General features: G+C 69.4%; 9 protein-coding genes. 3 read left to right on the top strand and 6 right to left on the bottom strand.

Annotation, left to right across the window (positions count from 1 at the left end):
* Positions 1–195 precede the first annotated feature (195 nt).
* Positions 196–936, top strand: coding sequence for a Type 1 glutamine amidotransferase-like domain-containing protein (locus tag JOC24_RS31010; RefSeq protein WP_205023764.1), 741 nt, complete (start codon positions 196–198; stop codon positions 934–936).
* A 56-nt stretch (positions 937–992) separates the two neighbouring features.
* Here JOC24_RS31010 and JOC24_RS31005 read toward each other — a convergent pair whose 3' ends face one another.
* The 6 genes from JOC24_RS31005 to JOC24_RS30980 all read right to left on the bottom strand — a co-directional run bounded on the left by JOC24_RS31005 (position 993) and on the right by JOC24_RS30980 (position 7,165).
* Entirely contained in the window at positions 993–1,622 is a 630-nt protein-coding gene (locus JOC24_RS31005; protein WP_205023763.1) for a hypothetical protein, read from the bottom strand.
* A gap of 83 nt (positions 1,623–1,705) precedes the next feature.
* Entirely contained in the window at positions 1,706–3,019 is a 1,314-nt protein-coding gene (locus JOC24_RS31000) for a DUF58 domain-containing protein (protein WP_205023762.1), read from the bottom strand.
* 10 nt (positions 3,020–3,029) lie between these two features.
* Complete coding sequence (locus JOC24_RS30995) at positions 3,030–4,049, bottom strand: AAA family ATPase (RefSeq protein WP_205023761.1); 1,020 nt, start codon at positions 4,047–4,049, stop codon at positions 3,030–3,032.
* Positions 4,046–5,263 carry a DUF4350 domain-containing protein gene (locus tag JOC24_RS30990; RefSeq protein ID WP_205023760.1) on the bottom strand — a complete coding sequence of 406 codons (1,218 nt, stop codon included), beginning with the start codon at positions 5,261–5,263 and terminating at the stop codon, positions 4,046–4,048. The genes JOC24_RS30995 and JOC24_RS30990 overlap by 4 nt, the downstream gene beginning before the upstream one ends.
* The gene (locus tag JOC24_RS30985) at positions 5,260–5,952 is read right to left on the bottom strand and encodes a DUF4129 domain-containing protein (protein WP_205023759.1); all 693 of its coding nucleotides are present in this window, start codon (positions 5,950–5,952) and stop codon (positions 5,260–5,262) included. Before JOC24_RS30985 ends, JOC24_RS30990 begins: the two co-directional genes overlap by 4 nt.
* 4 nt (positions 5,953–5,956) lie before the next feature.
* On the bottom strand, positions 5,957–7,165 hold the full coding sequence (locus tag JOC24_RS30980; protein ID WP_205023758.1) for a glycerophosphoryl diester phosphodiesterase membrane domain-containing protein: 1,209 nt from the start codon (positions 7,163–7,165) through the stop codon (positions 5,957–5,959).
* A 140-nt stretch (positions 7,166–7,305) separates the two neighbouring features.
* Here JOC24_RS30980 and mtnA point away from each other — a divergent pair, with 140 nt between their 5' ends.
* Together mtnA and mtrA are read left to right on the top strand one after the other, a co-directional pair.
* Complete coding sequence (gene mtnA / locus JOC24_RS30975) at positions 7,306–8,454, top strand: S-methyl-5-thioribose-1-phosphate isomerase (protein ID WP_205023757.1); 1,149 nt, start codon at positions 7,306–7,308, stop codon at positions 8,452–8,454.
* 4 nt (positions 8,455–8,458) lie between these two features.
* Positions 8,459–9,148 carry a two-component system response regulator MtrA gene (gene mtrA / locus JOC24_RS30970; protein ID WP_187281934.1) on the top strand — a complete coding sequence of 230 codons (690 nt, stop codon included), beginning with the start codon at positions 8,459–8,461 and terminating at the stop codon, positions 9,146–9,148.
* Position 9,149: the final 1 nt, after the last annotated feature.

Here is a 9,149-nt window from a genome sequence, read left to right as displayed (position 1 = left end):
GCAGGGGGGACCCTGTGGGAGAGTAGGACGCCGCCGAACAATTATTCCGGGAAAGCCCCGTGCCCTTGTGGCACGGGGCTTTTCTGCGTTCACGGTCCTGTCGCGGCACCGCACCGACAGGACGCGAGATGAGAGAAGCCAGCTCGTTTTGGGTGAGCTCACTTTTTCGAGTTTTCCGCCGATATCATCATGACCATGACGGCATCGGAACCGACCATCCTCGCGACCTCCGGCGGACACCGCGTCGGAGGACGCACCAGGGTGACGTTCGATTCTCTGGTGCACCACGCGGTTGATCTTTCCGGAGTGCACGGCCGCAGGCCACGCATCATGTACGTGGGCACCGCAATCGGAGACGCTGAACACTTCACGACCCGGATGAGCGAGGCCGCGCGGGTAGCCGGCTTTGACCTGACGCCGCTTCATCTGTTCCCCATGCCCAATGTGGATGACGTCGAAGGTGCGGTACTCGATCAGGACGTCGTCTGGGTCATGGGTGGATCGGTGGCCAATCTGCTGGCCGTGTGGAGAGTCCACGGCCTCGACCGCGTCATGCGCCGAGCCTGGGAAGCCGGTGTCGTGCTCAGCGGAGTCAGCGCGGGGTCAATCTGCTGGTTCCAGGGCGGCGCGACCGATTCGTTCGGACCGGAGCTCCGCCCGATCACGAACGCTCTTTCCTTCCTGCCCTACGGCAATGGCGTGCACTACGACTCGGACGAGGGGCGGCGTCCGTTGATCCATCAGCTTGTGGCGGACGGGACCCTGCCGACAGCTCACTGCACAGATGACGGAGTCGGACTGGTCTACCGGGGAACAGAACTCGTCGAAGCGGTGACAGAGGTTCCGGGGAAGGGCGCCTACGTGGTCATGCGCGAGGGGGACAAGGCGGTGGAGGAGCGCATCGAGCCCCGGAAGCTGCCCACCACGCCACGTTGATCAGGCCGGCGGCGGAGTAGCTGGTGCCGGGCAGCGGGCAGCGGTGAGGCTCCTGGTCAGTAGACCCGCGGGCCGGCCTCAGTCACGCGCACACTCTCGTTGAGGCCGATCGGTTCCTTGTCCTTGGGGACGAGCTCGCAGGTGTAATCGGTTTCCGTGTTCAGGGGAACCAGTACGGCTTCGGGGATGTCGTTGCAGAGCACGTAATCGATGCTGTCGCTGTGATTTCCGTACAGCAGCCGGGCGACACCTTCGCGGGTGAGCACCCCGGTGCGAGGGGATGCGGTGTACTCCACGACGTTGTCCGACCAGCCGGACGTGTCGCCGATGCTCACGTTCCAGGCCACTTCGAGACCTTCGTAGGTGACGGTGCAGCTCACTTGGGAACCGCTCGTGGAGCCGATGTCCTCGGGGCATTCGGCGGTGGCCTCGCCCGAGGCGTCGGCCATGGCGAGCGTCTTGCGGCGCAGCTCGTGGGCGAGGTTCTCGCCGAACGTGGCGTCGTCGGCCGGAGAGGGTTGCAGGTCCTCCTTCGGCCTGTCGGCCGGTCTGGCCAGCTTCTGCGGCAAAATCTCGCCGATGACCTGTTCGTCCGCACCGGCGGTATCGGAGTCCCCGCTCGCACACCCGGAAGCCGACAGGCTCACTGCAGTGGCTATGACCATGTAAAGGATCTTCGTGCGCATGGCAGTCACCCTACCGAGCCCCGGTTCGGAGCATCTCCAGTTCGAGGTGCTCGTGTTGCCCCGGCCTTCTCCGTGCGCGCCGTCTACAGTCGGCCGGCCGCCTTCAGCGTGAGATAGGCGTCTGCCAGCGCGGGGGCTAGGTCGTCGGGCGAGGCGTCCACCACCGTGACGCCGTGGCGGCGGAGTAGGTTCGCGGTACGGCGGCGTTGGGCCTGTGCCTGGGTGCCGGCCGCTGCCTCGTAAGCCGCGTCCACTGTGCCCCGCGCACGGGCCATCGCCTCGACGTGGGGGTCCGCGACAGCCGCGACCAGAACCGTGTGGCGCTGGGTGAGTTGCGGGAGGACCGGCAGGAGGCCCTCTTCGACGGGAGCGGCGTCGAGGCTCGTGAGCAGCACGATCAGGGAGCGGCGGGGAGCGTTCGCCAGTGCGGCCGTGCTGAGACCGTGTGCGTCGGTTTCCACCAGCTCGGGTTCCAGGGTGGCAAGAGTGCTGACGAACGTCGGCAGGACGTCCTTGCCTGCTGTCCTGCCCCGTACCTGGGCTCGGACACGCCGGTCGTATGCGATCAGGTTCACGCGGTCGCCGGCGCGGGTGGCCAGGGCTGTGAGCAGGAGGGCCGCGTCCATGGCGGCGTCGAGTCGCGGTACGTCGCCGACCCGGCCTGCCGATGTGCGGCCGGTGTCGAGGACGACGAGGATGTGGCGGTCGCGCTCAGGGCGCCAGGTGCGGACAGCGACCGCGGACTGGCGCGCGGTCGCTCGCCAGTCGATGGAACGCGTGTCGTCTCCCGGGACGTAGGCACGGAGGCTGTCGAACTCCGTGCCTTCTCCGCGGGTGAGCACGCTGGTCCGGCCGTCCAGTTCACGCAGTCTGGCGAGCCTTGAAGGCAGATGCTTCCGGCTGGTGAAGGGGGGCAGGACCCGGACGGTCCAGGGCACACGGTGATGTCCCTGGCGGGCGATGAGGCCGAGGGGGCCGAAGGATCGGACGGTCACACGGTCCGCCAGGCGGTCACCGCGCCGAGAAGGACGCAGGAGTGTGGTCAGACGGCGCCGCTCCCCGGCGGGCACGGCGAGTCGGTGCCGCGACGAAGCCTGTTCGGCCTCCGAGGTCCAGCTGCTGGGGGGCCAGGCGTCGCGTAGGTGGGCGCGGAGCCGTCGCCGGGACGGGTTGGTCACCGTGAGTTGCACTGTTGCGGTGTCGCCGAGTCGAACGGATGTATCACCGGATCGGGTGAACTGCAGCGTACGCACTGGCGCGGCCAGCGCGTAGTCGCACAGAATTGCCAGTGACAGAGGGACATTGACCGCAAGCATCCCGGTCCAACTGGGGGCCAGGATGCCTACGGGGAGTGACCCCAGAGCCGCCACCAGAGCGGCCCGTCCGGTGAGGGCCATGGTCACCCCCTCACCGGGGGACGGGGACGTGTGCGAGGACAGTGGTGATGACGGAGTCAGTGGTGACTCCCTCCATCTCCGCTTCCGGCCGTAGCTGTAGGCGATGACGGAGCGTGGGAAGTGCGAGTGCTTTCACATCGTCCGGGATGACGTAGTCCCGGCCTGTGAGCCAGGCCCATGCCCGTGCTGTCGAGAGCAGTGCGGTGGCTCCTCGGGGAGAGGCACCGAGGGTGAGTGAGGGGGATTCACGCGTGGCACGGCAGATATCCACGACATAGGCGGCGATCTCGGGGGAGACAGAGGTGGCGGCGACGGCGGCGCGTGCTGCGTCGAGGTCCGCGGGGCCGGCTACGGGCTGTATGCCTGCTGCCTTGAGGTCTCGCGGGTCGAACCCCTCCGCGTGGCGAGTGAGCACGTCTATCTCGTCCTCGCGTGACGGGAGGGGGACCGTCAGCTTGAGGAGGAAGCGGTCCAGTTGGGCCTCGGGCAGGGGGTAGGTGCCCTCGTATTCGACGGGGTTCTGCGTGGCCGCGACCAGGAAAGGGTCGGGCAGAGGCCGAGGGGACCCGTCGATGGTGACCTGACGTTCCTCCATGGCTTCGAGCAGGGAGGACTGTGTTTTTGGCGGGGTGCGGTTGATCTCGTCGGCGAGCAGCAGGTTGGTGAACACCGGTCCGGGCTGGAAGGAGAACTCTGCGGTTCGGGCGTCGTAGACGAGTGAGCCCGTGATGTCGCTCGGCATCAGGTCGGGGGTGAACTGGACGCGTTTGGTGTCCAGTTCGAGAGAGGCCGCAAGTGCGCGGACCAGAAGGGTCTTCGCGACTCCTGGGACGCCTTCCAATAGGACATGGCCCCGGCAGAGCAGAGCGACGACCATCCCGGTGACGGCCGGGTCCTGGCCCACCACGGCCTTGGCGATCTCGGCACGCAGCGTTTCCAGGGAGGCGCGTGCGCTGTCGGAGTTCACGGCGACCGCACGGGTCTCTGTGGGTGCCGCAAGCTCGGCGGTCTCCGGGGTCGGGGCGGTCATGAAGTGCGTACCTCTCTTTCGAGGGCGTCCAGTTGATCGGTCAAGAGGACAAGGGCGGCGTCATCGGCCGGAGCCGGGCCGAAGAGGAGGGAGCTGAGGTCGCTGCCCGTGCTGCCGAGACGGGCGGTGACGGCAGGCAGGAGCAGGGCGAGGGAATCGGTGTCACGGGGGGCCACCCCGAGGAGCGGTGCGATGCGGGTCCGCGTGGCGGCGCGCAGTGTGGCGGCTGCGCGGTCGCGGGCGTCGGCCTTGCGGTAGAGGCGGGCCCGGCCCTCGGTGGACTCGGAGGCCCGGATGGCCACCGGTAGCCGCTCGGTGACCAGCGGGCCGAAGCGGCGCGCACGCCAGATGGCGGCGAGGGCGGCGGCGAGGGCCAGTTGGAGGGTGCCCCAGAGCCATCCCGACGGGATGAGGCCGATGAGGCCGCTTTCCTCCGCGGCGCCGCCGTCACCGCTGTCGGCGCCGTCACCGACTGCGGAGGGGTCGTCGAGCGAGGGGAGGTACCAGGCGAGATGTGTGCGGGATCCGAGGAGTTGCAGGCCCAGCGAGGCGTTGCCCTGCTGGTCGAGACGGTCGTTGTGGAGGATGTCTGCGGAGCCGAGCAGCACGGTGTCGCCCTTGCCTCGTCCCGGCAGGACAAGGAGGGAGGCGAGTTCGTCGTCCGGGTAGCAGCTGGTCGCCTCGTGCGCGTCCGTCGCGTAGAGGACGCCGCCCATGTCGGTGGTTCCCGCAACGCGGGCTGCGGGCAGTTCGCAGCGTGGGGGGCGCGCGGTCACAGGTCCGCGCGCTTCTTGGCGCACGCCGGGGACGAGCCGGGCTACCGCGGAGCCGCCCGGGGCGACCAGCACGGTGCGGCCCGCGGAGCCCGCGGTCGCCGCGTGAAGGCGCTTTTGCTGGTGCGCGGTGAGCATGTCGGGGGCGGCGACGAGCAAGGTGGTGTCGGGGCCCGTCGCGCCTGTTGCTTCGTCGAGGGTGGTGACCACGTCGACGGCGACGCCACGGTCTTTGAGGAGCTCGGCGACGGCCCGGCTGCCGTTGGGGTCCCCGGAGCGCGGGTCGAGCCGGCCGTGCTGGCCACCGGAGCGGACGGCGGCGAGGGTGACTCCGGCGACGAGGAGGATGAGGGCGGCGAGCAGCAGGCCCCGGACGCGTTCCCAGACCTGTCGGGGGGTGCGGGATGCCGACGTGGTGGGGCCGGGCGTGGTGGTCGTCATCCGGTGGCCCCCTGGGATGCGCCGGTGCCCAGCCCGGGCTTGGCGGCCTCGAGCTCCAGGTCGAGCGTGCGCAGGGTCAGGTACGCGTCCTCGTCCGCGGCTCGGCCACCGTATGTGACGTCGTCGAAGACCCGTGCCGCGGAGCGGAGCCGGCCGGCGTGCGCGGACATCAGCCGGCCTGCCTCGGCCGCCGCCTCGTCCGCGGTGCGGCCGGGGCGCGGGTCGAGTACGGCCCGGTCCTCCAGGGAGCGGACGAGGGCGCGCATGCGTTCCTGGACGGCTTCGGTCCAGCGCCGGGCATCGGCGTGTGCCGCGGCCGCGGTGCGGTGGTCGGCCGCGCTGCGGGCCGTGCTGCCGAAGAGGGTTTCCGGGGCGTGGGCGGTGCGCCGTGGCGTGCCGAGCCGCCACCACAGCGCGGTGCCGAGTCCGGCGACGGCCAGGATCAGAACGACGAGCCCGAGCGGGCCGCCGGGGGCTGCCCCGGCAGCTCCGTCGAGGAGTTCACCGACCCAGTCCCAGAAGCGGTCGAGGCCGCGTTCCAAAAGGTTGGGATCGTGCTCGTGGTACATCGGGTCGGACAGTTCGTCCTGCGCCGCTTCGCGGGCGGGGACGCGTGGTGTGTCCACGGGTATGTCCTCGCCCGCCCGGATGAGCCGTACTGCCTCGGTGGTGCCCCCCGCCCCCGTCACCGCATCAGCTCCTGTGGGTTTCGTATCCGGGCACGCCCGCGGCCCTGGCGAGGTCGAGGTCGAGCGCCTCGCGGCGGATGCGCTGGTCGACGTAGAGCAGGGCCATCACGCCTGCGGTGAAGGGGTAGGCGAGCGTCGAGACGATCACTTCGCCGATGCCCGTGACGATGAGGAACGGCCAGCCGAAGTTCGGCGTGGTGCCGTTGAGGAACCCGCTCAGTCCGTCGCTGTCCAGGGACAGGGCGATGATGCCGAAGGGAATCGCGATGATCAAGGTCAGGATGATGACCAGCAGGTAGGTGAGGGCCAGAATGCCGAACGTCCGCCACCAGCTCCCCTTGACCAGCTTGGCGGACCGGCGCATGGCGGTGAGTACGGGCTGTCGTTCCAGCATCAGTGCCGGCGCTGCGAGCATGAAGCGGATCATCAGCCAGAGAGCCACGGCGCAGGCGGCGAAGAAGCCGAGGAAAGTCAGTGCGAGCCCACCCGCGCCGTCGCCCAGGGCCAGGCCGGGAAGCAGGCCCACCGCCATGATCGCGGCGCTCATCAGACTCAGCAGCAGGGTCAGCCCCAGCAGCGGAAGAAGCCGGGGGCGGGCCTCGGACCATGCCTCGGAGAGCGTCACTCCACGGCCCAGCACGGAGCGGCTGACCACCACGGTGAGGAGCGAGGTGGTGATCAGCGTGGCGAACATCGCGATGAGGGTGCCCGGGGCGCTGTTCACCAGCTGCGACTGCGCCGATTCGGAGGCCTGGCGGAGGGCTTCGGCCCCGGTCGCGTTCGGGTCCACCGGCTTCTGCTCGGGCAGGAGATAGCGCTGCACGAGGATGAGCACGGTCTCCGCGATCACGGAGACCGTGAGGCTGATACCGAGGACCGTGCGCCAGTGGGTGCGCATGGTGGAGACCGCACCGTCGAGGATCTCGCCGACACCCAGGGGTCGGAGCGGGATGACGCCGGGCTTCGCAGCCAGGGGAGCGCGGCCCCACCCAGGGCCTTGCTGCATGCCGCCCCAGCCGGGAGCGGGTGGGGGAGCGCCAGGTCCGCTGCCGGGGGCACTCGGAGGGGACCACTGCCCCGGAGGCGGCTGTGCGGGAGACCACTGTCCGGCGGGTCCGGCTCCGTCGACGGGCGAGGAAGGTCTGGGAATGCCCGTCTCCTGGCCGTCGGAGGGGGCGGATCCGGGCGAAGCCCAGCCCGGAGAGTCGTTCATCGTCGCTCCTTCACAGTCCTGCCCGCTCATCGGGGCGGCAGGTTGCCAGCCATCGTGCCACGCGTCGGTCCGGGGCGGACCAGGCGCTCTATCTCCTTCTTGCCGTCGTGTGCGGCCGGTTCAGCGGGCAGACTGGGCAGATGGCTGATCAGGACGCACAAACGCCGGTGGGTATCGAGCCTCCGGCCCTCTCCGTACTCCGCTGGGACGAGCCTCCGGAAGGCCCTGCGGTGGTGCTGCTCGACCAGACGCGGCTGCCCGCCGAGGAGGTCGCGCTGGTGTGCGCCGATGTGCCCGCGCTATTGCGGGCGATCAGGATGCTGGCGGTGCGGGGGGCGCCTCTGCTGGGTATCGCCGGGGGGTACGGGGTGGCGCTGGCCGCTGCCCGGGGTGAGGACGTGGCGCAGGCCGCGGAGCTTCTGGAGCAGGCGCGGCCCACCGCGGTCAATCTCGGGTACGGGGCGCGTCGGGTGGCGCGGGAGCACCGGGCGGCTGTCGAGAGCGGGCTCGGCCCGGAGGCGGCGGCCGCGGCGGCTCTGGCCGAGGCGCGGGCTCTGCATCAGGAGGACGCGGCGGCCAGTGAGCGCATGGCGCAGTACGGTCTGGAGCTGCTGGCGGAGCTCCTGCCGGGACGAGGCGGCCACCGGCTGCTGACGCACTGCAACACCGGGGCGCTCGTGTCCGGCGGTGAGGGCACGGCTTTCGCGGTGGCTCTGAGAGCGCACCGGGAAGGCAGCCTGCGGCAGCTGTGGGTGGACGAGACCAGGCCGTTGCTTCAGGGGGCCCGGCTGACGGCGTACGAGGCGGGGCGGCACGGGATGCCGTTCAGCTTGCTCACGGACAACGCGGCGGGTTCGCTGTTTGCGGTAGGGGAGGTGGATGCCGTAATCATCGGGGCGGACCGTATTGCAGCGGACGGCTCGGTGGCCAACAAGGTGGGGAGTTATCCGTTGGCGGTGCTCGCGAAGTACCACCATGTGCCGTTCCTCGTCGTGGCGCCGACGACCACGGTCGATCTGGAGACGGTGGACGGCACATCGATCGTCGTGGAGCAGCGTTCCGCGACCGAAGTGACGGAGTTCACATCGAAACCTGGTGCTCCGGCCGGAGACGGCGGGGGCGGGACGGTCGTCGCACCCCCGGGAACCCAGGCGTACAACCCCGCATTCGACATCACGCCGCCCGAACTGGTCACGGCGATCGTCACGGAGGAGGGCGTCATTTCCCCGGTCACGGGGGTCGGACTGGCAGAGCTGTGTGCCAGGTCATCGCAGGTAACGATTAGCTAATGGGATGATGTCGTTTATGAAGGGACGCGTCCTTGTCGTCGACGACGACACCGCACTGGCCGAGATGCTCGGCATCGTGCTGCGTGGAGAAGGTTTCGAGCCGTCGTTCGTAGCGGACGGCGACAAGGCACTGGCCGCATTTCGTGAGGCCAAGCCTGACCTGGTGCTGCTGGACCTCATGCTGCCCGGACGGGACGGCATCGAGGTCTGCAGGCTGATCAGGGCAGAGTCAGGTGTGCCGATCGTCATGCTCACTGCCAAGAGCGACACGGTGGATGTGGTGGTGGGCCTGGAATCCGGGGCCGACGACTACATCGTCAAGCCGTTCAAACCGAAGGAGTTGGTTGCCCGGATCAGGGCGCGTTTGCGGAGGTCCGAAGAGCCTGCGCCGGAGCAGCTGGCGATCGGTGACCTGGTCATCGATGTGGCCGGTCACTCGGTGAAGCGGGAGGGGCAGTCCATCGCCCTCACCCCGCTGGAGTTCGACCTGCTGGTCGCTCTCGCCCGCAAGCCGTGGCAGGTCTTCACCCGAGAGGTGCTGCTCGAGCAGGTGTGGGGTTATCGCCACGCCGCCGACACCCGTCTGGTGAACGTGCATGTCCAGCGACTCCGCTCGAAGGTGGAGAAGGACCCGGAGCGGCCGGAGATCGTCGTGACCGTACGCGGTGTCGGTTACAAGGCCGGACCGAGCTGAC

Origin of the sequence: Streptomyces sp. HB132 (genome assembly GCF_016909575.1) — a bacterium.
Lineage (GTDB): Bacteria > Actinomycetota > Actinomycetes > Streptomycetales > Streptomycetaceae > Streptomyces.
Note: the sequence above shows the minus strand (reverse complement) of the source record. Positions and strands in the feature narration are given on the sequence as shown.

Excerpts from the sequence above, each read along its gene's own strand:
- JOC24_RS31010 (WP_205023764.1), top strand. The coding sequence starts at position 196 with ATGACGGCATCGGAACCGACCATCCTCGCGACCTCCGGCGGACACCGC.
- JOC24_RS31005 (WP_205023763.1), bottom strand. The coding sequence starts at position 1,622 with ATGCGCACGAAGATCCTTTACATGGTCATAGCCACTGCAGTGAGCCTG.
- JOC24_RS31000 (WP_205023762.1), bottom strand. The coding sequence starts at position 3,019 with ATGGCCCTCACCGGACGGGCCGCTCTGGTGGCGGCTCTGGGGTCACTC.
- JOC24_RS30995 (WP_205023761.1), bottom strand. The coding sequence starts at position 4,049 with ATGACCGCCCCGACCCCGGAGACCGCCGAGCTTGCGGCACCCACAGAG.
- JOC24_RS30990 (WP_205023760.1), bottom strand. The coding sequence starts at position 5,263 with ATGACGACCACCACGCCCGGCCCCACCACGTCGGCATCCCGCACCCCC.
- JOC24_RS30980 (WP_205023758.1), bottom strand. The coding sequence starts at position 7,165 with ATGAACGACTCTCCGGGCTGGGCTTCGCCCGGATCCGCCCCCTCCGAC.
- mtnA (WP_205023757.1), top strand. The coding sequence starts at position 7,306 with ATGGCTGATCAGGACGCACAAACGCCGGTGGGTATCGAGCCTCCGGCC.
- mtrA (WP_187281934.1), top strand. The coding sequence starts at position 8,459 with ATGATGTCGTTTATGAAGGGACGCGTCCTTGTCGTCGACGACGACACC.